Origin of the sequence: Aestuariispira insulae, assembly GCF_003385955.1 — a bacterium.
Lineage (GTDB): Bacteria > Pseudomonadota > Alphaproteobacteria > UBA8366 > Aestuariispiraceae > Aestuariispira > Aestuariispira insulae.
In genome coordinates this window covers 107,629-129,921 of record NZ_QRDW01000009.1, presented here as the reverse complement: position 1 = coordinate 129,921, position 22,293 = coordinate 107,629, and the positions used below count along the sequence as shown (strand labels likewise).

General features: G+C 56.0%; 23 protein-coding genes. 17 read left to right on the top strand and 6 right to left on the bottom strand.

The genetic code is table 11. From position 1 onward, the window contains the following. Positions 1–74 precede the first annotated feature (74 nt). From DFP90_RS18015 to DFP90_RS17995, 5 genes are all read left to right on the top strand, one after another. The gene (locus DFP90_RS18015; RefSeq protein WP_115937949.1) at positions 75–743 is read left to right on the top strand and encodes an amino acid ABC transporter permease; all 669 of its coding nucleotides are present in this window, start codon (positions 75–77) and stop codon (positions 741–743) included. 3 nt (positions 744–746) lie between these two features. Continuing rightward, positions 747–1,430: an amino acid ABC transporter permease gene (locus tag DFP90_RS18010; protein WP_115937947.1), complete on the top strand. Its 684-nt coding sequence runs from the start codon at positions 747–749 to the stop codon at positions 1,428–1,430. Beyond that, the gene (locus DFP90_RS18005) at positions 1,427–2,149 is read left to right on the top strand and encodes an amino acid ABC transporter ATP-binding protein (protein ID WP_115937945.1); all 723 of its coding nucleotides are present in this window, start codon (positions 1,427–1,429) and stop codon (positions 2,147–2,149) included. The genes DFP90_RS18010 and DFP90_RS18005 overlap by 4 nt, the downstream gene beginning before the upstream one ends. A 54-nt stretch (positions 2,150–2,203) precedes the next feature. Then, positions 2,204–3,109, top strand: coding sequence for a dihydrodipicolinate synthase family protein (locus DFP90_RS18000; protein WP_115937943.1), 906 nt, complete (start codon positions 2,204–2,206; stop codon positions 3,107–3,109). Positions 3,110–3,227: 118 nt separating this feature from the next. Next, positions 3,228–4,664: an aldehyde dehydrogenase family protein gene (locus DFP90_RS17995; RefSeq protein ID WP_115937941.1), complete on the top strand. Its 1,437-nt coding sequence runs from the start codon at positions 3,228–3,230 to the stop codon at positions 4,662–4,664. Between the two features lie 44 nt (positions 4,665–4,708). Here DFP90_RS17995 and DFP90_RS17990 read toward each other — a convergent pair whose 3' ends face one another. Then, positions 4,709–5,587 (bottom strand): LysR family transcriptional regulator, encoded by an 879-nt coding sequence (locus DFP90_RS17990; RefSeq protein ID WP_115937939.1) that lies wholly within the window; start codon positions 5,585–5,587, stop codon positions 4,709–4,711. 109 nt (positions 5,588–5,696) lie between these two features. Between DFP90_RS17990 and DFP90_RS17985 the strand changes: the two genes are divergently transcribed. The 8 genes from DFP90_RS17985 (at position 5,697) to DFP90_RS17945 (ending at position 12,280) form a co-directional block, all read left to right on the top strand. Then, positions 5,697–6,545 carry an alpha/beta fold hydrolase gene (locus DFP90_RS17985; protein ID WP_115937937.1) on the top strand — a complete coding sequence of 283 codons (849 nt, stop codon included), beginning with the start codon at positions 5,697–5,699 and terminating at the stop codon, positions 6,543–6,545. A gap of 155 nt (positions 6,546–6,700) precedes the next feature. Beyond that, on the top strand, positions 6,701–7,153 hold the full coding sequence (locus tag DFP90_RS17975; protein WP_115937933.1) for a COG4315 family predicted lipoprotein: 453 nt from the start codon (positions 6,701–6,703) through the stop codon (positions 7,151–7,153). Between the two features lie 20 nt (positions 7,154–7,173). Continuing rightward, the gene (locus tag DFP90_RS17970; RefSeq protein WP_115937931.1) at positions 7,174–7,587 is read left to right on the top strand and encodes a COG4315 family predicted lipoprotein; all 414 of its coding nucleotides are present in this window, start codon (positions 7,174–7,176) and stop codon (positions 7,585–7,587) included. 27 nt (positions 7,588–7,614) lie between these two features. Beyond that, a complete protein-coding gene (locus DFP90_RS17965; protein ID WP_115937929.1) occupies positions 7,615–8,136 on the top strand; it encodes a sigma-70 family RNA polymerase sigma factor in 522 nt (173 codons plus the stop codon). Continuing rightward, complete coding sequence (locus DFP90_RS17960) at positions 8,133–8,927, top strand: anti-sigma factor family protein (RefSeq protein WP_115937927.1); 795 nt, start codon at positions 8,133–8,135, stop codon at positions 8,925–8,927. The genes DFP90_RS17965 and DFP90_RS17960 overlap by 4 nt, the downstream gene beginning before the upstream one ends. A gap of 138 nt (positions 8,928–9,065) precedes the next feature. Next, complete coding sequence (locus tag DFP90_RS17955; protein WP_115937925.1) at positions 9,066–10,982, top strand: PAS domain-containing hybrid sensor histidine kinase/response regulator; 1,917 nt, start codon at positions 9,066–9,068, stop codon at positions 10,980–10,982. A gap of 90 nt (positions 10,983–11,072) precedes the next feature. After that, positions 11,073–11,522 (top strand): COG4315 family predicted lipoprotein, encoded by a 450-nt coding sequence (locus tag DFP90_RS17950; protein WP_115937923.1) that lies wholly within the window; start codon positions 11,073–11,075, stop codon positions 11,520–11,522. An 83-nt stretch (positions 11,523–11,605) separates the two neighbouring features. Beyond that, positions 11,606–12,280 (top strand): 2OG-Fe(II) oxygenase, encoded by a 675-nt coding sequence (locus DFP90_RS17945; protein WP_245957115.1) that lies wholly within the window; start codon positions 11,606–11,608, stop codon positions 12,278–12,280. Positions 12,281–12,298: 18 nt separating this feature from the next. Here DFP90_RS17945 and DFP90_RS17940 read toward each other — a convergent pair whose 3' ends face one another. From DFP90_RS17940 to DFP90_RS17930, 3 genes are read right to left on the bottom strand one after another with little or no spacing between them, the layout of a single operon-like run. Continuing rightward, on the bottom strand, positions 12,299–13,276 hold the full coding sequence (locus DFP90_RS17940; protein WP_218044720.1) for a cyclase family protein: 978 nt from the start codon (positions 13,274–13,276) through the stop codon (positions 12,299–12,301). 4 nt (positions 13,277–13,280) lie between these two features. Next, on the bottom strand, positions 13,281–14,204 hold the full coding sequence (locus DFP90_RS17935; protein ID WP_181905437.1) for a DMT family transporter: 924 nt from the start codon (positions 14,202–14,204) through the stop codon (positions 13,281–13,283). Then, a complete protein-coding gene (locus DFP90_RS17930) occupies positions 14,204–15,175 on the bottom strand; it encodes a glutathione S-transferase family protein (protein ID WP_218044719.1) in 972 nt (323 codons plus the stop codon). The genes DFP90_RS17935 and DFP90_RS17930 overlap by 1 nt, the downstream gene beginning before the upstream one ends. 83 nt (positions 15,176–15,258) lie before the next feature. On the opposite strand from DFP90_RS17930, the gene DFP90_RS17925 reads away from it, so the two are divergent. Both DFP90_RS17925 and DFP90_RS17920 read left to right on the top strand, forming a co-directional pair. Further along, the gene (locus DFP90_RS17925; RefSeq protein WP_245957113.1) at positions 15,259–16,197 is read left to right on the top strand and encodes a LysR family transcriptional regulator; all 939 of its coding nucleotides are present in this window, start codon (positions 15,259–15,261) and stop codon (positions 16,195–16,197) included. Positions 16,198–16,261: 64 nt separating this feature from the next. After that, a complete protein-coding gene (locus DFP90_RS17920) occupies positions 16,262–17,143 on the top strand; it encodes a TraB/GumN family protein (RefSeq protein WP_115937914.1) in 882 nt (293 codons plus the stop codon). Between the two features lie 15 nt (positions 17,144–17,158). Here DFP90_RS17920 and DFP90_RS17915 read toward each other — a convergent pair whose 3' ends face one another. Next, the gene (locus DFP90_RS17915; RefSeq protein ID WP_115937912.1) at positions 17,159–18,154 is read right to left on the bottom strand and encodes a phosphoribosylaminoimidazolesuccinocarboxamide synthase; all 996 of its coding nucleotides are present in this window, start codon (positions 18,152–18,154) and stop codon (positions 17,159–17,161) included. Positions 18,155–18,618: 464 nt separating this feature from the next. On the opposite strand from DFP90_RS17915, the gene DFP90_RS17910 reads away from it, so the two are divergent. Both DFP90_RS17910 and DFP90_RS17905 read left to right on the top strand, forming a co-directional pair. Beyond that, entirely contained in the window at positions 18,619–19,698 is a 1,080-nt protein-coding gene (locus DFP90_RS17910; protein WP_115937910.1) for a hypothetical protein, read from the top strand. 12 nt (positions 19,699–19,710) lie between these two features. After that, positions 19,711–21,054: a hypothetical protein gene (locus DFP90_RS17905; RefSeq protein ID WP_115937908.1), complete on the top strand. Its 1,344-nt coding sequence runs from the start codon at positions 19,711–19,713 to the stop codon at positions 21,052–21,054. 15 nt (positions 21,055–21,069) lie between these two features. Here the strand turns inward: DFP90_RS17905 and DFP90_RS17900 are convergent, their stop codons facing one another. Further along, positions 21,070–22,128 (bottom strand): alcohol dehydrogenase family protein, encoded by a 1,059-nt coding sequence (locus DFP90_RS17900; protein ID WP_218044718.1) that lies wholly within the window; start codon positions 22,126–22,128, stop codon positions 21,070–21,072. Positions 22,129–22,293 lie beyond the last annotated feature (165 nt).

Below are 22,293 nucleotides of genomic sequence, written 5' to 3'. Positions count from 1 at the left end.
CACCGCCCCGGCTTGTTTTTACTCTGTGGTGCCGGGGCGGTTTTTTTTGAGAGTTTTCTAGAGGTCATATCCCCATGGATTATACCTTTCATTGGCGCCCGGTCTGGAAACGGTTGCCGGAATTGATCGAGGCGGGCTTGCTGACCATGGAAGTGGCGGTTCTGGCTATGCTGTTGGGCATTGTACTGGGTATGATGCTGGCCTTCATCCGCATGTCGGGTCGGCGCGAACTCACCTGGTTCGCCACCACATGGATCGAAACCGCACGCAATACTCCGGCGCTGCTGCAGCTGTTTTTCTTCGGTTTCGGGCTGGGTGCGTTTGGCGTACATTTAAGCCCTTATGTGATCGTGCTGTGCGCGCTGTCCTTCAACAATGCCGGCTATCTGGCGGAAACCTTCCGCGGTGGTTTCCAGGCGGTGCCGGACACCCAGGTCCGGGCGGCCCGTTCGCTGGGCATGACCTGGGGGCAGACCTATAGCCGGATCATCATTCCGCAGGTTTTGAAAATCGTTTATCACCCGATGACCAACCAGATGGTCTGGTCGGTGCTGATGAGCTCGCTTGGCATGCTGGTCGGTTTCCGGGAACTTTCCGGCGAGACCCAGTTCGCGGCCTCTCAAACCTTCCGGGTGTTCGAATTTTTCGCCATCACTGCCGTGATCTATTATGTGATCGTTAAGCTGATCCTGGGCGGTTCTTTCCTGATCCATTGGAAATTTTTCCGCAAGGGAGAGGGCTGATTCATGTCGGAATCCATTAATATAGCCGCGCAATCCGCCAGCTTCTTCACCGGTTTCAAGCTGAATGACCTTTGGTATCTGGCTGGGGCGGCGGGCCATACCCTGATGATCGCGGCCCTGGCGATTTCCATCGGAACGGTCTTTGGGGTCTTTTTCGGCTGGGTGCTGTCGGTTTCCCGCTGGGCCGGGGCGGCCACATTAGGGCTGGTGTTGGATATGTTCCGCTCGGTGCCACTGATCATCCAGCTGATCCTGTTCTTCAATTTCTTCCCAATCATCGGGCTGCCGCTCAATCCCTTTGCAGCAGGAACGATCGTGCTGGTCTTTTATACGGCTGCCCTGGTGGCGTCCGTCGCGCGGGGCGGGATCGAATCTGTGCCGGTAACCACAAGGAAGGCGGCGCGCTCGCTGGGCCTGACCTACTGGCAGGAACTGTTTTATATCACCTTCCCGATCGGCTGCCGGTCTGCGCTGCCGGCCTGGACCGGTGTGGCGTTGGGCGTCCTGAAGGATAGCGCTCTGGTCTCTGTCCTGGGCTATGTGGAATTGCTGCGTGCCAGCCAGATCCTGATCACCCGGACCCAGCAGCCCTTTATCATCCTGGCAATCGCGGGCGCGTTTTATTTCGCGCTGTCCTTTCCGATTGCCCGTATCACTGAACGACTGGAACGCAGGTGGCAGTCATGATCGAGATTAATAATGTCAGTAAATCCTTCGGCAGTCTGGAGGTCCTAAAGGGCATCGACCTGAAGGTTGAAAAAGGCGAAGTGCTTTCCGTGATCGGGGCCAGCGGTTCCGGTAAATCGACCCTACTTTATTGCATCAATGCGCTGGAGCCGATCCAGGGGGGTGAGATCCGGGTCGATGGCATCGATGTACATGGGGCCAAGACGGATGTGAATAAGCTGCGCCGTCATATTGGGATGGTGTTTCAGCAATGGAACAGCTTCCCTCATATGACCACCTTGGAAAATGTCGCGCTGGCGCCCCGGATCGTATTGGGGAAAACCAAAGCGGAGGCACGCGAAATAGCTGCCAGGCAGCTGGACCATGTCGGGTTGGGCGACAAGCTGGATACCTATCCCACCAATATGTCGGGCGGCCAGCAACAGCGCTTGGCGATTGCCCGGGCGCTGGCCATGGAACCGGATTACATGTTGTTTGACGAAGTCACCTCGGCCCTGGATCCGGAACTGGTAGGCGAGGTTTTGGATACCCTCAAGATGCTGAGCGAAGAAGGCATGACCATGATCCTGGTCACCCATGAAATTCCCTTTGCCAGGGATGTTTCCGACCGGGTGGCCTTTTTCCGCCAGGGCGTGATCGAGGAGATCGGGCCGCCGTCCCAGGTGATTGGCGATCCAACAAGCGAACATACGAAACAATTTCTGAGCAACGTGCGTTAAACTGCGCTCAGGTCTTTCCAAGTCACAGAGTGTTTTATTCAAGGAGAAAAGAAAATGTGGACTGGTGTTATTCCTGCGGTAACCACCAAATTCGATGAGGCGGGTAATCTTGACCATGCCGAAATGAAACGGTGCTTTGACTATCAGATGCAGGCCGGCTGTGACGGTTTGATCGTTTGCGGTTCTCTGGGCGAAGGCTCCATGCTGGACCAGGATGAGAAAATCGAGGTTTTGGAAACTGCCCTGGCCGCGACCAATGGCAAGCCGACACTGATGACGGTCAATGAAGCGGCAACCCGGGATGCCTGCAAGGCCGCTGAACGGGCGGCAAAAGCCGGCGCTACCGGTCTGATGGTCGTGCCCAGCCCGATCTATCATACAGATCGCCGCGAGACGGTTGCGACCCTGCGCGCCGTTGCCGAGGCTGCCGATCTGCCGATCATGATCTATTCCAACCGGGTGGCCTACCGGGTGGATGTGACCCCGGAAGTGATGCTGGAACTGGCCGATGACAAACGCTTTGTCGCAGTCAAGGAAAGCAGTGACGACATCCGCCGTTCGACCGAGATCATCAATAAGCTGGGCGATCGCTACAACGTGCTGACCGGTGTGGATAACCTGGCGTTCGAGGCTTTGGCCGTTGGTGCTGTCGGCTGGGTCGCAGGCCTGGTTGTCGCCTTCCCGAAAGAGACCGTTGCGATTTACCAGCTGATGCAGCAGGGCCGCTATAACGAGGCGCTGGAGATCTATCGCTGGTTCCGTCCGTTGCTGGACCTCGATGTTTCCACCTATCTGGTTCAGAATATTAAACTGGCCGAACAGCTTGAGATTAATTCCAACGACCGGGTCCGGGCACCGCGTCTGGCCCTGACCGGTGAGCGTCGCGCCAATGCGGAAAAAATTATCCGCGATGCGATTGCCTGCCGTCCGGCACTGCCTTCCCTGGAAGCTGCGGCCTAAGCGCTTCCGCCTTCACCGGGAGAGGTGGCCTCCCCTCTCCCGGTTTTTTGTTATTTGTTTATCCGGTGGCCGGAAAACGCCCGTATATTCCCCCGCATAATCCCAAAGAGAGAAACCAATGACTGACTTTCCCAATCTGATCGACGGCGAATGGACCATGGGCGATGAACAGCTGCCCAATATCAACCCGTCTGATATCACCGACGTTGTAGGCATGAGCGCGCGCTCAGGGATTGAGGATATGGGCCGCGCCATTGACGCCGCCCATGACGCGGCTGAGGGCTGGCGCTATAGCACGCCGCAACAGCGCTTTGACGTTTTGGATGCCATCGGCACAGAAATCCTGGCACGCCGTGAGGAATTGGGCCGTCTGCTCTCCCGGGAAGAGGGCAAGACCCTGCCGGAAGGCATTGGCGAAGCGGCCAGGGCTGGTCAGATTTTTAAGTTTTTTGCCGGTGAATGCCTGCGACAGCAGGGCGATAGCCTGGCCAGCGTGCGCCCGGGCATTGAGGTAGAGGTGCGTCGTGAGCCGTTGGGTGTGATCGGCCTGATCACGCCGTGGAATTTCCCGATCGCTATTCCGGCCTGGAAAATTGCCCCGGCCCTGGCCTATGGCAATGCGGTGGTTTTGAAGGCGGCGGAGTTGGTGCCGGGCAGCGCCTGGGCGCTGGCGGATATCATTGACCGTTCCGGTTTGCCAAAAGGTGTCTTCAACCTGGTCAATGGTCGTGGCTCTCTTGTTGGGAACCATATGATCAATCACCCGAAGGTGGCGGCGATCTCCTTCACCGGTTCGGTTGAAACCGGCCGCGGCATTGCCCAGGCCTGTGCCATGAATATGAAGAAGGTCCAGTTGGAGATGGGGGGCAAGAATCCGATGGTTGTGCTGGACGACGCGGATCTTGAAACCGCGGTTGGCGCCTGCGTGAACAGCGGTTTCTTCTCCACCGGCCAGCGTTGCACGGCTTCCTCCCGAATTATTGTGACCGAAGGCATTCATGACCGTTTTGTCGATGCGGTTTCCAATGCGGTGTCGGCGCTGAAAGTTGGCCATGCCCTGGACGCCGGCACCCAGGTGGGGCCGGTGATCAACGGCAATCAGCTGGCCAAGGATCTGGATTACGTCAAGATCGGCAGGGAAGAAGGGGCCGAGCTGGTCTGCGGCGGCGAGCGGCTGGACCTGGAGCATGACGGTTTCTATATGAGCCCGGCCCTGTTCATCGGCACCAGGAATGAGATGCGGATTAACCGTGAGGAAATCTTCGGTCCCGTGGCCAGTGTGATTAAGGCTGCTGACTATGACGAGGCCCTGGCATTGGCCAATGACACTGATTTCGGGCTTTCCGCCGGGATCTGCACCTCGTCGCTGAAATTTGCCAGTGACTTCAAAGCCAAATCCCAGGCCGGGATGGTGATGGTCAACCTGCCGACCGCTGGTGTGGACTACCATGTACCCTTTGGCGGGCGCAAAGGGTCCAGCTATGGCAGCCGGGAACAGGGCCGTTATGCGGCGGAGTTTTATACCACGGTGAAAACCGCCTATATCCAGCCCTGATACATGGGGCGTGCGGGACCGGCATTTTGTCCGGTCCCGCCGCCTTAGCTGGCTTTCAGCAGAAGCCGGGTGCCGCCGATCTCGCGCTCGATCTCACCGATCAGGGCCCGGACCGGCGGGGTCCGGCTTTTTTTATGTGCCCGCACCACATAGGCGATTTCGGGCGGCGATGGCAGTTCTTGTGTGATCAGGTCCAGCTCAGGGGTGAGATGCAGGCCGTTGAGCAGCGCAATGCCGAGTCCGGACAGGGCGGCGGACCGGATCCCGGCGGCGCTGCCGCATTCCAGCACGGTTTCAAACCGCTGTCCTCTTGCGGATCCTTCGTCCAAGGCCCAGTGGCGGTAAAAGCAATTTTCATCGAAGGTCAGGAACGGCACCGGTTTTTGGCTGTCCAGGGTCAGGTCATGGGATTTCACCCAATAGAGACGGTCTTCATATAAAACCAGGTCATCGGGCCGGATGTCGCGCTTGAAAATCTGCATCACGGCTATATCGATCTTCGCATCCTTAAGCCAGTCCTCCAGGGTCAGGCTCTGGCTGATCCTCGTGCGCACTTTGATCTCAGGATACAGCCTTGTGAACCGGCCCAGGATGCGGGCGATGCCGCTGCTGGTGGTATCTTCGGTCATGCCAAGCTGAATGGTGCCGGCCAGGGCCTTGCGGCCAAGCGCGGCCAGGGCCTCGTCATGTAGATCGATCATCCGGCGGGCATATTCCAGCAGGCGCAGGCCTGCTTCGGTGAAGAGAGGGCCGCCAGGCCGCCGGGCCAACAGGGTGCAGTCGAGATTCTGTTCCAGCCGTTTTATCTTATGGCTGACCGCCGATTGTGACAGGGCAAGATGATCGGCGGCCCGGGTCACGCCGCCTTGGGACGCGATAGCCAGCAAAGCCCTCAAGCCGTCAATTTCCAGCCGTTCCGCCATAAAAACCTCACATGAAGAATATCGATCAATATATGACAATCATTCGTTTGTGTCATATTGTAGCGGTGGGCTAAGACTCCTGAAAGGGATTTTTTTTAAGGAGCCTGTTATGAACCCTCTCGTGAAAGATCATGTCATCGTCAATGGCAACCGCATTGCCTATGGCATTTACGGCGAAGGCACGCCCGTTGTCCTGATGCATGGCACGCCGTCTTCATCCTATATCTGGCGTCATGTCGCGCCCCAACTGGCCGAAGCCGGTTATCGTGTTTATCTCTATGACCTGCTGGGATTTGGCCTGTCGGAGCGGCCCTGGGACCCGGCGGTGGACACCTCCGTTACCGGGCAGGTGCCGGTGCTGGAAGGGTTGCTGGACCATTGGGGGCTGACGGATTTTCATCTGGTTGCCCATGATATCGGCGGCGCGGTGGCCCTGCGCCTGGCCCTGTTGGCGGGCCGGATGCCGAGATCCCTGACCTTGCTGGATATTGTCAGCTATGACAGCTGGCCTTCACCGCGCACCCGCCAGCAGATGCACGAAGGATTGGAAAAACTGATAACGGCGTCGGACGCGGATCATCGGGCCCATTTTCATGATTGGCTGTCTTCTGCCGTTCATGACAAAGCGGCTTTTGCCGAAGGGGCCCAGGCCTATTTCCTGGAGCTGATCTCCAACCCTATCGGACAGGCGAGCCTGTTCCAGCATCAGATCCGCCATTACGACCCGACCCATACCCAGGAGGTTGTCCCGCACCTGGACAGGTTGGGGGAGATACCGGTCCAGATCCTGTGGGGCCAGAATGACGAATGGCAGATGGTTGATTGGGCGCACCGGTTGCACGGAGATATTCCGGGGTCGGCGCTCAAAATCCTGGAAGGATGCGGCCATTTCCTGATGGAAGACCGGCCGGAAGAGGTCACAGGGTATCTGCTGGACTTTATCGGGCGGGAAAATTAACCGCCGATCTATTGCGGATGCGCGTGAAAGCATGCGCATCCCTTTGTTTTTCAATCACAATGAAAAAAAGTCGAAAAATCTGGGAATAATTGGCCCGGTCGACCTGTTCTGTTTTCGGAGGGACAAATTTACCACTTCGAAAAAGGATCAACCCTATGACCATCCGTTCCCGCTTACTTGCCCTGGCCGGTGCCATGACCCTGACCGCCTGTTTCAGCAGTGGCGCGCAATCCGTCCCCCCGGCATTGACCCTGGCCAAAGCCAACGGCGGCTATCTGCTGACCGATACCCATGGCATGACGCTCTATACCTTTGATCTGGATATGCCGGGTGTGTCCAACTGCCACGAGGCTTGCGCAGCCAAATGGCCTGCGGTGCTGGCCAGCGGTTATCAGGCGGCCCAGGGTGATTATTCGGTGATCAAGCGGGACGGTAATGTCTGGCAATGGGCTTATAAGGGCCAACCGCTTTATCTCTATGCCCAGGATGATCGGCCCGGCGATATGACTGGTCACGGCATCGGTGGTGTCTGGCATGCGGTCCTGATCAAGAAAGCCCAAAAAACCTACAGCTATGGCGGCAATGGCGGCTATGGCGGCAGCTATTGATCGTGAAAGGAACAATCGACATGAAACAGGTTTTAAAAGCATCCATCCTCACTGCCGCGCTGGCGTTGGGCGCTACCGCGGCACTTGCCGATCATCATGCGGCGGCCGGTTTCCAGTATCAGGAAAGTTCGCTTGGCAAGGTTCTGGCCAATGCAAAGGGAATGACCCTCTATACTTTTGATAAGGACCAGCCTGGAAAATCCAATTGCAATGGCGGATGCGCCACTGCCTGGTCGCCGATGATGGCCACCAAGGATGCCAAGGCCGAAGGGGATTTTTCCGTGATCACCAGGGATGACGGTGATTGGCAATGGGCCTATAAAGGAATGCCGCTTTATACCTGGATCAAAGATAAGAAGGCTGGAGACGTGACCGGCGATAAGGTCAAGAATGTCTGGCACGTGATCCGGATGGATGGCAGCAGCGGTTATTAAGGCCGTTTTTGGGGCCGAGGGAGTGTTATGGCTGATTTGATGGACGATATCGCCGATCAGGTTCCGGCGCTCAGGCGTTATGCGCTGGCGCTGACCCAGGACCGGGATCGTGCGGACGACCTGGTCCAGGATTGTCTGGAGCGTGCCATTCGGAAGCGCCGCCTTTGGCGGCCTTCCGGATCCCTGAAAAGCTGGCTGTTCAAGGTAATGGTCAATGTGAACCGGAACCAGGTGCGCCGAACGGATTTCGCCCGGAACAGCCTGCCGATCGAAGAGGTCCGGGATCCGGCGCGTCTGTCCGAGCAGGCGCCGCAGGTCAACCGGATCGCGCTGGGCCAGACCGCCGAGGCACTGGCCAAACTACCGGAAGATCAAAAAGAGGTTTTAACCTTGGTGGTCCTGGAAGGGGTGAGTTATCGGGAGGCGGCGGAAATCCTCAATATTCCGCAGGGTACGGTGATGTCCAGGCTTTCAAGGGCCCGGCAGAATCTGACCCGGCTGACGGAGGAAGGGGTGGAAAAAACGGTATCGGTGAGGACGGTGAAATGAGCAGACAGGATCCCATTTTCAGCGATGATGAAATGATGATGTATGTGGACGGCCAGCTCGACCCTGATCGGGTCGGGGCCATGGAGGCGTTCCTGAAAGAAAACCCCGACGCCATGGAAAAGGTCCGGACCTGGCAACAGCAGAATCAGGATTTAAAAGCCCTGTTTGACCGGGAAGTGGACGCACCCGTGCCGGACTATCTTGATCCGAGAAACTTGCGGAAAAACAGGGAAAGCCGAATGAGTCTCTGGCGGCCGGAGCTGCGCCTGGTGGCCGCGTCAATTTTGCTGCTGGCGGTTGGCCTCGCCGGGGGGTGGATGACGCGCGGAATCCTGGCGTCACAGGATTTTTCGGCTTCCGCGGAGGCCCATCTCGCCATCAATGCCCATGATGTCTATTCGGTTGACAAGACCCATCCTGTCGAAGTGACGGCGGAACAGTCCCAGCATTTGGTCTCCTGGCTGTCAAAAAGGCTGGACCGGCAACTGATTGAGCCGGATCTGAGCGGGCTGGATTTTGACCTGATCGGCGGGCGTCTGTTGGCGGCGACCAATGGGGCGGCGGCCCAGTTTATGTTTGAAGATGAAAAGGGGGAACGGGTGACCTTGTTCATCACGCCCAATCCCTCGGGCAAGACATCATCCTTTGCCTTTGTGTCCCAGGGCAAAACCGGGGCCTTTTACTGGTTAAACCCGTCACTGAGTTTTAATCTGGTCGGCAATCTGTCAAAGGACCAGCTGGAAGGGTTGGCCAGCAAGCTGCAGGCGCAATGGCCGGCCGGTGCCATTTGAAGCCGGTTCTACGATTTTGACCATTTTCAATTATTGGTCGCCTATAATATGCCGTGACTTTTGCATTGCAAAGGCTGGATAGCTGGCTAGGTTTATCAGCAGTGATATATCCAACTGGGGCAGGGGGGCGGTCTTCCTATGGCAAATGACCATTTAAGACATTTCCAACATCGTTCAGAGGCCGAACTGTTTGAAATGGTACCGACTCCGGTATGGTTTTTTGATGTTCGCAACTATAAGTTTTGGTGGTGCAACCAGGCCGCTTTGAAGATGTGGGGTGTGAACACGGTCCAGGATATGATCGACAAGGACTTGTCCGGTGACAGTGATGGTGCGAAACGGCGGGTTTGGCAGACCTTTGAAATGGCCGCGGCGCAGGGCGAGCGCGAGGAAACCTGGACCACCTATCCCAACGACAAGCCGAAGGTTACTCATATGCGCCATCGGTCTATCCGGCTGGGTGACGATGCGGTGGAAGGGATCATCGCCTTTGTGTCCGACGATGTTGATCTGGGAAGTATGCCGGATAATATCATGCTGATCGAGGCGATGCGCTATATCCCCAATCCCATCACTGTTTTTTCCATGGATGGCCATCTGATGCGCCAGAATGAAGCCGCGGGCGCGATTTATGGCAATATCCGGGAAGACCGGATTGTTGATCCGGACCCTTTATTTGTACGGCGCTTTTCCGACCGGGCGCTCGGCCAGAACCGGTTGCGCCGGGCCCGGGACCATCAGGCAAGCCGGGAGGAGTTTCAGGTGGAAACCCTGGCCGGGCCGCGGCGGCATGCGATGGATGTCCGGATCAGCCGTGATCCAGTGACCGGTGAATTCAATCTTGTGGTGACAGAAGAGGATGTCACGGAGTTGCGCGAGGCTTTGGAACAGGCGGAGGCGGCAAATCGTGCAAAATCCGATTTTCTTGCCGTGATGAGCCATGAATTACGCACCCCGCTTAACGGTATTCTGGGCTTCACAGAAGCTTTGATGGATGAAGGCCTGAATGAAGAACAGCAACAGATGTTGCGTTATGTTCGGGAAAGCGGCCTTGGACTCAGAGACCTGTTAAACGACATTTTGGACCTTTCCAAGGTGGAGGCGGGTGCAATGGAATTGGAACCTGTCGCCTTTGATATGGGGGAACTACTGAAAAGGGTTGCCGGTTTCTGGCGCCAGGCAGCCAATGCCAAAGGCATCGATTTTAAACTGTCTTTACCGCCTGTCATGCCACCGGTTTTGATCGGCGATACATTGCGTCTGCGCCAGATTTTGAACAATCTTCTGGGAAATGCCCTTAAATTCACGGATATGGGTGCGGTCAGTCTCAGGATGGATCATTCGTTGTTAAAGAGCGGTCGGCATCATGTAACCTTGACGGTCGAAGATAGTGGCATTGGTATCGCAAAGGCGGACCAGGAAAAGCTGTTTGCACGATTTGCCCAGGTGGATGGTTCGGTCTCGCGCCGCTATGGCGGCACAGGTTTGGGCTTGGCCATATGTCGGGAATTGACGGAACTGATGGGAGGCACCGTATCGCTGGATAGTCAGCAGGGCCGGGGCACGACTGTTTCTGTTGGAATAGAATTTGATGCCGGTCAGCCAGCAGCCCTGGAGAATGCAAAAGATCTGCAAACGGAAGTGCCGGAGGGGTTCCTAAAAGCAGGAACGGCCCCTGTGCGTATCCTGGTGGCTGAAGATAACCATGTGAACCAGCGCCTGATGCAGGCATTCCTGGGGCGGTTGAATGTATCCATGGATTTTGCCGATGATGGTGCCGCAGCGGTCGCGAAGGTTGAAACGGAAGATTATGATCTGATCTTGATGGATTCTCAGATGCCACGCATGGACGGGATCACCGCGACCGCCGAGATCCGCGCCATGGCCCCTCCAAAAAGCGATGTACCGATCATTGCTTTGACGGCCAATGCCATGAAGGGAGATCGTGAACGCTACCTCAGCGCTGGTATGGATGATCATGTCACCAAGCCGATAGAACGTGATCTATTGTTTCAGGCCATGGTGCGTGCGTTGAGCAAGGTCACCGATTGTTAACGTTTTTATGGTGCGATGATTGCAGTCAGGCAAAAAGCGCATCAGAATACAACTGATCGGTGCAGGTTTTGGATTAAGGGGAAGACGTCTATGAAAATTCGGTTTGCGAGCATCCTGATTTCATTGTCTCTCTTGGCGGGCTGCGTCAGCTACGGTTTATCGCTGCCAAATGGCATTTCCGTTCGGGAAGTGGCAGGCGGCAAAATCCTGACCAATGAAGCAGGCTTGACGCTCTATGTCTTTGATCTCGATTTACCGGGCATCTCCAACTGCTATCAGGATTGTGCGACAAACTGGCCGCCGGCCTATGCGGCCGACGGCGCGGAGGCAAAAGGGGATTTTAGTATGATCCCCCGCAAGGACGGGCGCAATCAATGGGCCTACAAGGAACAGCCTCTTTATCTTTTCATTAAGGATAAGAAACCCGGTGATATCAACGGGGATGGCGTGCGCAATGTCTGGTATATCGTAACCATGAGCAGCAAAGATGACAGCGGGCAAAAATCCACCGAAGAAGGTGGGTATAGCAGCGGTTATTAGAAGCGCAAGGATCGGGTGGCTGGCCCGGCGGCAGGATCGCTAAACTATCCAGATCACATGGATGCAGAAGGTTCCCGCCCTTGGTGCAAATCAATAAAGACGCCCTGAATGAAACCGGCTATTGCCTGTTAACCGGGTTGTTATCTCCGTCGGAATGCCAGTCTTTTGTAAATGGTTACGATGACGATCAACGCTATCGATCAACCGTGGCCATGGCCCGGCATGGTTTTGGCCAGGGAGAATACCGCTATTTCTCTTATCCTTTGCCGGACCGGATCCTGGATTTGCGCAACAGCCTCTATCCGGCCCTGGCGGAGATCGCCAATGAATGGACGGCCAGGATGGGGGTGGCGATCCGCTATCCAGCCGTTCATCAGGACTATTTGAAACGCTGCCATCAAAATGGCCAGGAAAGGCCGACCCCGCTTATCCTGCGTTATGGCGAAGGGGATTATAACTGCCTGCATCAGGATCTTTATGGCGAGATGGTTTTTCCGCTGCAGGTTGCCATATTGCTTTCCCGCCCGGAAACGGATTTCGAGGGCGGTGAGTTTATTCTGACCGAACAGCGCGCCCGGATGCAGTCACGTGCCGAGGTGATACCGCTGAAACAGGGGGATGCGGTGGTCTTTCCGGTCAATCATCAGCCCAAAAAAGGGAAGCGCGGCGATTACCGGGTGACCATGCGCCATGGCGTCAGCCGGATCCGATCCGGCCAACGCCACGCGCTGGGTGTTATTTTTCACGATGCCAAATAAGCATAGTGTCGCAGATGGTTATTTCAGCGGAAGGGCAATGGGGCGCATGGGGGCGGCGCTGGCCCCGCGGAATTTCAATGACCCGCCGATGAAGGCAAATTCATAAATCTGGTCGCGGGACAGATCTTCCAGCATCACCAGTTCCATGATCATCACCCCCTTTTCTGCAAGAAGATAAGTGTGGACCGGCACATAATCACCCTCCGTCTGGGAAGGAAACGCCTCGAGACTGAGATTATCCGCGCCAAGCAGCATTGCACCCTTTTCCTCCACCAGCCATTTGGCCGCTGTGATATCCAATCCTGGTGCGTTATGCATATAGGCCGTTTCATCCAGATAATGACGCATGCGGCCGGTCCGGATCATAACCACGTCACCGGATTGCAGATCCACCTTATGATGGGAAAGGGCGGATTTTAGATCATCCGGGGTGATCCGGTAGTTTTCCGGCAATTCCTCAAGGCCGAGTGCCACCGGGATATCCAGCATCACGCCCCGGGCAATGATCGGAGGAATGGTTTCGGCTCCGGCTTTTTTCCAACCCCTGTCACCCAGATGCTCGCTGGCGGAAAATCCGTTCCAGATCTTACCCTTGAGGCCAAAATGATTGAGGGCATCAATATGGGTGCCCATGTGGGTATACATGGAGACTGCATCCCCGGTATAGCTGACATGGTGGTTGATTTCCTGGCCGACACCCATCGGATCGTCCACAACCGTGCCATGGGGTGTATGGGTCAGCCAATATTGATAACGGGGATCGCCGATCCCGTGCCAGCTGGGCATGCCAACAAAATAATCCACGCTGAGATCATAGCTTTTGCCGCTGGCAACGCGGCTCAGAACTGCGGCACGGGTTTCCTCCGTCATCAGGTTGAGGCGGCCGATCTCATCATCAGGCCCCCAGGGGCTGATCCCGACCGTCGGTTCGGCCAGGGCGGTAGCGGCGAAACTGGCCGCGGCCGCAAACGCGAATGAAAGAAACATGTTTTTCATGGAGTTAGTCCTTTTTTCCTATAGGGAGGTGGAGATGGCCGTTGGTCATGCCGAGGCCAATGAAGAGAAGAATGAGACTGATCAGCAGAACCGGGCTTAGCGGTTCGTTGAAGATCCAGGCCCCCAACAGGATCCCGGCCAGGGTCACCACATAACCGACCTGGCTGAAGCCAAGACCGTCGGTTCTTTTTTGCAGCTCAAAGGTCAGGATGAAGGAAACCGCCGTGATCAGGCCGATCAGGAGAACTGCCCAGTCAAGGAGACCGGTCAGGCTGAAAGGCTGATAGTCATGGCCGGTCCAGATCAAAACCGGCCAGAGCAGGAGGATCTGGAACAGCATGGAACCCAGCGCCAGGGCCAGCGGGCTGGTGCCTTGGGGATAGGCTTTTGCCCGATAGACATTGTTGACGGCCAGAAACATGGGGGAGAGGGCCGCGATGAGAACCCATGATCCGTTCACACCACTGACTGCAAAACCGCCGAAAGTGGCAAGGCTGATCCCGATCAAACCGGTCAGGATACCGGCCAGTCGCGGCCAGGGCAGGAAACGGCGGTCGGCAAGAGAGCTGACCAGATAGGTGAAAAGCGGAGAAAGGGTGATCAGCACGGTGAATAGCCCGGCTGGAATATGGCCCAGGGCTGCATAGGCAATCAATTGCGGCAGGCAGGACCCCATCAGACCGTTCAGCAGGTAGTAGGTGAGATGACGCCTTGATACGGGCAGTTTTTCACCCCGTACCACAGTCAACACCAAAAGGATCAGGCAGGCGGTCAGCAATTGCCAGAAATAGACGGCAAAGGATGGGATACCGCTTTCAACCGCCAGCTTGGCCAGGATGAAACTTGCGGAAATGATGGTTCCCGTGAACAAGATCATCGGGGTTGTGCCGGTTCGAACAACCGGCGGCAGAAATGAAACTGCCTTCATCACCCGACCCTCCGCCATACGACTTTTTCCCTGTTATGGGATTGGTTCAGATCAAACTGGGGACTGCGGGGCATGATGCCGCCGGGATTGAGATGCCGGTGGCTCAGAAAATAGTGCCGGCGGATATGATCCATATCCACAGTGGCGGCGATGCCCGGTATCTGGTGCAGCTCGCGCAGATAAGCGGACAGATTGGAATAATCCGCAATTCGGTGCGGTCCGATCTTGAAATGGATCCAATAGACGGGATCGAACCGGAGCAGAACCGGGTATAGTCGCCAATCCGCCTCGGTGATGCGCTCGCCCGCCAGATAGCGCTGTGCGCACAGCATCTCTTCCAATTGGCTCAGCCCGTCGACAAGTCTGTCCACGGCGGTATCGTAGGCGTCCTGGGAGGTGGCGAACCCGGCGCGATAGACCCCTTCGGCTATTCGGTCCTGTACAAAATCATTGATCCGGTCGATCCGGCCGCGCAAGGCGCTTGGATACAGGTCCTGTCCTTTCCCGGTAAGGCCGCTGAAGGCCTGATGGAACATGCGCATGATATCGGAGGATTCGGTGCTGACGATCCGTTCGCTCTTCCGGTCATAGAGAACGGGTGCGGTGATGGTGCCGGTATAGGCGGGATTGTCCCGCAGATAGGTCTGGTAAAGAAACTGATCTCCGTACAGGCCGGGTAAATCAGGATGGCGGTCGGGATCGATCCTCCATCCCTCTTCCCCCATCAAGGCATCCATGTAGGTGACGGTGATGAACTTTTCCAACCCCATCAGCGCGCGCAGGATCATCACCCGGTGGCACCAGGGACAGGCCTCGGAAATGAACAGATGGTAGCGGTTCGTTTCGGCGGGAAACTCTGTATCTTTCTGCCGGGATATCCAGTGGCGGTACTGGCTGGGGAAACGTTCGAAGCGGCCATCGGGGGCGCGCGGTTTCTCGGCAAGCTGTCCGTTGATAAGCATCTTGGCCATGGGATGTCCTCACGTCGATTGATTTGGTGAAGGCACCCTATTTCGTTTCCTGTTGACTGATAATTCTGTTTATTGGAAACCTAATGTTGAGAAAAACGACACGATGGCAGGTTATGGAAGATTTCGGCGCGATCCCGGTATTTGTGGCGGTGGTGGAACAGGGCAGTTTTTCTGCCGCGGCAATCAAGTTGGGCATTACGAAGTCAGCGGTCAGCAAGAGGATCACCCAGTTGGAGACCCGATTGGGCGCGCGGCTGATCCAGCGTTCCACGCGTAAGCTCAGCTTGACGGAAGCGGGCGAGGCCTATCTCGGTTATGCCATGGAATGCCGAAAGGCCGCGATGCAGGCGGAAGATGCCGTGAGCGAGATGCAAGGCGACCCGCGCGGGTTGCTCCGGGTCAGTGCGCCAATGTCTTTTGGCCGACTGCATCTTGCCCCATTGGTACCGGCATTGATGAAACGCTATCCAGCTCTGAAACTGGACCTGGTGCTGGATGATCGGCGCGTTGATCTGGTGGAGGGCGGATTTGATGTGGCAATGCGGGCGGGCAACCTGCCTGATTCAAGTTTGATTGCCCGGCGGCTGGCGCCCTGCCGCGTGGTGCTTTGTGCTTCACCGGACTATCTGGCCGGAGCGGCACCGGTGCAAAGACCGGAGGATCTGCGGGATCATGATTGTCTGACCTATTCCTATCTCAGCAATCATCACGAGTGGACATTCGAAACACGGACAGAAAGACAGAAAATAACGGTCAGCGGCCGGTATCAGGTCAATAATAGCGAAGCCCTGCGTGAGGCGGTCATCGGCGGCTTGGGCATTGCCCGCATACCGACATTCATTGTCGGGCCCGATCTTGCGTCCGGGCGGTTGATTCAGGTTTTGCCGGACTACCCGGTTGAGACGCATACACTTTATGCGGTTTTCCCGGAACGGCTGCATATGCCGGCCAAGGTTCGGGCCTTCCTGGATTTTGCGGTTGAGAGCTTTGGTGGCGAAACACCCGTCTGGGATTGTTATTAATACTTGTGGCTTCGGCGGTTATCTTTTTTAAGATGGCCGCTCAATCTAATGAAAGAGATTCCAAATGCTGCTCTGCCGCCCTCTGATCACGATGTTTCGAGCCACAGTCTTTCTGCTGTTTTCTGCGACAGTGGGTCATGCGGATCCGGCCACATGGGTTGTCCGGGATCAAGACACCACGGTTTATCTCTTCGGCACCATTCATATTGCCCCCAACGGCCTCGACTGGCTGGATGAGGATATGAAGGGGAAACTGGATCGGTCTCAGCGGCTTTATCTGGAGTTGTCGCCGGAGGAAAGCAGTGAGGAAAAAGCCATGGCGGCGGTTCAGAAACATGGCTTGCTCACCCCGGGCGAGAGCCTGAAGAGCAGAGTGGGATCAGAGCTCTATGAAAAATTGGGCGATATCCTCGCGGAATCTGGTATGCCGCGAAACGGTTTTGACATGATGCGGCCCTGGATGATTGCCATTAATATTACGGTTATGGAATTTGTGAAACGCGGTATGGATCCTGAGTATGGCAGTGAAAAAGTCATTCAGGCCTATGTGGCGGACAAGGGAAAAGATATCCGCGGGTTTGAGACGATGGAACAGCAGCTTGGCCTGTTTTCCAGCCTTACCCCTGAAGAAGAAAATTCATTCCTGGAAAACAGTCTGGATCAGCTCGCGGAAATCGACAGAGATGCGGATGCGTTGATCAATGCCTGGATGTCCGGAGATACCGCCGCGTTGGAACGGATCCAGACCGAGGGGTTTGAAGGACATGAAACGCTGATCGAATCGCTGATTTATGCGCGGAACCGGAACTGGACGGGCCAAATCCGGGATATCATGGCGGAGCCCGGAACCTTTTTCATCGCGGTAGGCGCAGTTCATCTGGTCGGCGATCTTGGGGTGCCAACATTACTGCAGCGAGAAGGGTTTCAAGTCGAACGGGACAGGTGAGGCGGTCAGCCTACATCAACCACTGAAATAATCTGGCAGAATGCGGGCCAGGTTTTCCCGGATCCGGTCTTTCAGGGGGCGATCATAAGCCGCCCGTTCGAAGGTTTGGCCGGTCACCCGTTCATAAAGATTGATGTATTTCTCGGAAAACATTTCCAGCGTTTCAGCAGGGATCTCCGGAATATCATCTCTGTAGGGATCACAGCGTTCGGAAATCCACAGTCGCAGGAATTCCTTGTCCAGGCTTTCCGGCTCCAATCCCTGGGCAATCCGATCCTGATAGCTTTCCGCAATCCAGTAACGGCTGGAATCGGGTGTGTGGATTTCATCGGCAAGGGTGATCCGGCCGTTTTCGTCCACGCCAAACTCATATTTTGTGTCAACCAGGATCAAACCGTTTTTCGCGGCAATCTCACGGCCTCGTGCGAACAGGGCCAGGGAAATCCGGGCCACTTCGTCCCAGGTTCCTTGATCCAACAACCCGTTTTCAACGATTTCCCGAGCGGTGATCGGGGCGTCATGATCACCCTGCGCGGCTTTGGTCGTGGGGGTGATGATGGTCGCCGGCAGCTTGTCATTTTTGGACAGACCGTCGGGGAATTGATGGCCGTACATCACCCGTTCACCACGTTGATACATCGGCCAGATGCTGGTCTCGGTTGATCCGGTCATATAGTCGCGCACCACCATTTCAATGGGCAGCATCTTCAGGTTACGGCCAATCACCACATTGGGATCCGGGAAATCGATCACATGGTTCGGGCAGATATCCTGGGTCTGTTCAAACCAGAAACGCGCCGTTTGGTTCAAAACCTGTCCTTTATGGGGGACGGCAGCCAAAATTCTGTCGAAGGCGGATTGGCGATCGGTGGCGATCATGATGCGCCGACCATCGGGCAGGTCATAGGCCTCGCGTACCTTACCGGTGTAATGGTTCGGCAACTCCGGGTAGGTGGCATCGGTCAGCCGGTTAGCAAGCGCGAGGGTGAAATCCGTTGGGGTCTGCGTCATGGCTGTCGCACCTTCAAGTTTGGGAGCCGACCCATTTGGGCCTGTCACCGGAAAGCCGGAAAAATTCAACGGCCTTCGATATCACCGGGCGCGGCTTGAAACAAGCCAATGCGCCATTGTTGCCTGATTAAAGGGAAAAAGAAGAATGAAATGAAATTTTTGGTTATATTGCTGCCTGCTTGTTATACTCCCGGTCGCACAATCAAAATATGGAATTTATCCAGACGGCGCGGCAGGGGGGGAACGTGGATATTAACCGGTTGGAAACTAACTTTGTAGTAAGCTTGCGGTCTGGCACTTGATTGGCAAAATTAGCGCAGAAACCGGTTTTTTGAGAGGCCAAAAGCCGGTTTGGAGGGGAAGTCAGACAAGGAGTTGGCGTTGTCGCGGGTGAGCAGCCTGAAGATCAAACGCGGATTTGAACCTAGAGCGTCCGGTTTCCGGGACCAGGCGGGTATGCGCCTATGATTACCGACCACGCCGCCGTCAGCAAACAGATCCTGCTTCCTGCCACTTTCCAGGAACGGGGCGCTGCGGTTCCCTTCACCACGCCGGTGATCGCTCATGCCCGTATCCGGAAAATTGATCAGGGAGAATTTGAGGCACTTGTGCCGGGGTTGTCTGGCGGACGCGGAACCTATGTCCTGCCATGGAACAATCTCAAGGACATGGTTTCCATGTCGGTCTATGACCGTCAACTGGCCAAAAGCCTGAAAGCCGAAGGGGCCCTCAGCCCAGCAAAAATCCGGAAAATCGCACTGGATCTCTCGAAGAGCGGTGTCTCTGGCTCTGATCGGGCACAGGCGGCTAAAGAAACCCTGGAACAGGATAATGCCGTCCGGATTCGTATCCGCCAGGTGCTGTTGCAGGCGATTGTCGATCGGTTTGGCGATCAAGACGATCCGATTGATATTGCCGCCATGGATGAGCAGGCGGCCATGGTGGCGGCAGGGCGTGTTTTGGGAGGATTTGCCAGGCGTCAGGGCTTTTCCGGTGATCAATTGATTGATCACCTGATTGAATGGACACGGCTTGTGGAACCTATCGGCTTTCCGGAAAAGGATTGTGCCGGTTATATGCGCTGTTTTGCACAATTGCTGCGGAAAATGAATCGCGATGTGGCGGGCTGGGCGCGCAGTGAGCCGCCGAAATCGCAACGCCTGGCCAATGAACTGGCATTGGCAGCCCAATCCGTTGTGGAACAAACTGAATTTTGCCTGGCATCGATTGATGCCTGCCGGACGAACTTGAAACAAACGATTCTGGATTGGCAATCTACCGGGGCGCTGCTTCGGCAGGAGATCGAACGGATCGACTGGTTGTTGGATGGTTGGGCGCTGATCCTGGAAAAATGGTCCGCAGCGGATGGTTGGGAACGCCATCAGCAACGGGCGCTGGTGCTGGAACTGAATCAATTCATGCCGATCCTGCCGCAAGGAGAGCTGACCGATGTTTCCCATCGCTTCTGGAAGGGCGTGATCGCACAGCAGGATGTGGCTGAGCCGCAGGAAAAAGCGTCACATTTCAATTCTGGCGCTGGTTAAGGGAGCAGACGGATGGGGCAAACAGAAAAGTTGGATGTGCTTTCCCTGGCTATGGGCGAGCTTCAGGCGCCTGAGATCATCAAACTGACCAAGGTTTTGGAAAAGGGCGGGAACCGAAACCTGCCCAGCGCCCAACTGTTGTCGGCCTTGCGGCCGCAATTGCGTAAGATCCGGCCGGACCGCAATCCCAATATGCTGCGGCTTTTCTGTCAGCCCTTCGAAGTGGTTTTGATGAATTTGGATGCGCAAGGCGTTCGTCATGGCCGGATTGAAAGGGATGTGATCAAACCGATCTGGTCCCTGGTCACCGAGGCGGAGGATACAGCCGTCATCCAGGCCATGGAACGTCTGGAAAAACTGATCGGCCAGGCGGACGGGAAATCGATCATCATCGCGGCGAACCAGTTTTGGCAGGCGATTGCCGGGCGACTGGATACCATCATCCAACTAGCGCAATCGGATCCATCCGAACAAAAAGCGCTTAGGAAAAGGCTGAATTGTGAAAATGCGATAGGCGTACTTTCGGAAATTTCGGGCATGATTAGGAATGCGGCCCTGATCCTGTCCATGCGCGACAGTTTGCAGGAACGGCCGATCCAGACATTGGATGAAAAACAGATCGAATGTATCCACAGCCATGTTCAGAAAGCGGCCAAGACCAATCCGGGATCGGAGTATTTTGTTCTTCTTGCCGCGCAAGGGTGCTTACTGCACCCGGCGGATGTCTTCACCTTTTTGAAAGAGATGGATGACAACAATATCGGCGATGTCTCCCTAATCGGTGAAGAGCTGGGCAATGTGGTTTTCGACAACCTGGATCTTGCCGCGGACAAGCTGGAAGATCTGGTGGCCAGCGGAGGCAATGAGATCCAGCTCACCGAGGTGGTGAAAAGCTTCACAAATGAGTTGCTGAACGTGCATGACGTGTTGGCGATCACGTCGGATGTTTCATGGAAGCGGCGGATGACCGCATCGATGAAACGTGTGGCCGAGATTGTCTGCAGCGAGATTTTTGAAGGGTCGGTGGAGATGGTTTTGGATGCCTATGCCGGTGGCGATCCGGATCCGGAAGAGATTGCGGCGGCGGAACGGCGTATCACGGCGGTGTGTGATTGCGTGGTCATGTCTGAATCCCTGGCCATCAAAACCCAGGCCGAGCAGATTCATCGCGAATTGCGCCAGCAATTGAACGGCCTTTGCCAGAAGATCGTTGAAAAAGCGCGAGAGGTGGATGGTGATGATGACCGGGCCCGTTTCCGTTTCATGATCGCGATCAAGATGTTGGAGCTTGCCGCCGGTCCGGATCATGCGGAAAAAGTTTTGCTGGAGGGATTGGAATCGCTGCGCGGACACTAAAGGCCGTTGCGGACCTCACGGAACCAGGACAAGTTTCCCGAAAAATTTCTTCTCCTGAAATGCCGCCTGGGCTTCCCGGATCTGGCTCAAGGGGAAAGTCTGGGCGACCTGCGGTTTTAGAGCACCGGTTTCGATATGCCGAACCACGGCTTCGAAATCCGCCTGTCGCCCCATGGTCGAACCAATCAATTCCAGATGTTTCAGATAAAGCTTGCGCAGATCCAGCGCCACCTTCGGACCGGCGATCGCGCCAGCGGTCACATAACGCCCGCCGCGTCTAAGGATTTTCAACAACGCGGGAAAGCTGTCGCCGCCAACGACATCGGCGGCGACATCGATGCTTTCTTCCGCCAATGTGGCCAGCAAATAGTCAGGATTGCCGGACTGGCGGGTGATCACATGATCGGCCCCCAGTTCCTTCAACGGGGCTTCTTTGCCTTGGCTGCCAACGGCCCACACTTCCGCCCCGCGGATCTTTGCCAGTTGCACCAGGGCGGAACCGACCCCACCGGTCGCGCCGGTGATCAGGATCTTTTCCCCGGCGTTCAGCCGGGCACGATGCAACATACCTTCCGCTGTGACACTGGCACAGGGAAAGCTTGCAAGCTCGATATCGCTGTAGTGGGACTGGATCGCCTTGGCATTCTCGCTGGGCAGGGTGACATATTCGGCAAAACCGCCATCGCATTCGGAGCCGACCACGTCGGAATAATAAAGGCCGTCCGGATCTTTCTCTGAGGGATGATACAGCACAAAATTGACCAATATCCGCTTGCCGATGCGACTTTCCGGCACGGTCGCGCCAACCGCTTCAATTGTGCCTGCGATATCCAGGCCCTGGATGCGGGGGAACTGCATGCCGCCTTCTTGCCAGCCGGAGGCCCCGCCTTCTTCATCCGGTTCGCCATAGGCGCCTTCACGGGTCCAGAGGTCGGTATTGTTGACTCCGGCGGCACCGATCCGGATCAGGACTTCGCCTTTGCCTGGGGCGGGTTTGGGCACATCTTCACGATATTCCAGTTTGTCCGGGCCTCCGTACCCTGTGAGCAGGACGGCTTTCATGATATCGGGCATGGTGGCGGGCTTCCGGTTATGGTCGTTTCCAAGAATGGTAACGATGCACCAAATGCGGATCAAATCCAATCTCACGGTTGATCTGGTGTCGGAAGGGGGCAATCCGTCAGAATATTCCCTTTTGCTTCGCCCCTGGCGGATTGTAGAGTGGATAAGCCTTTGAAG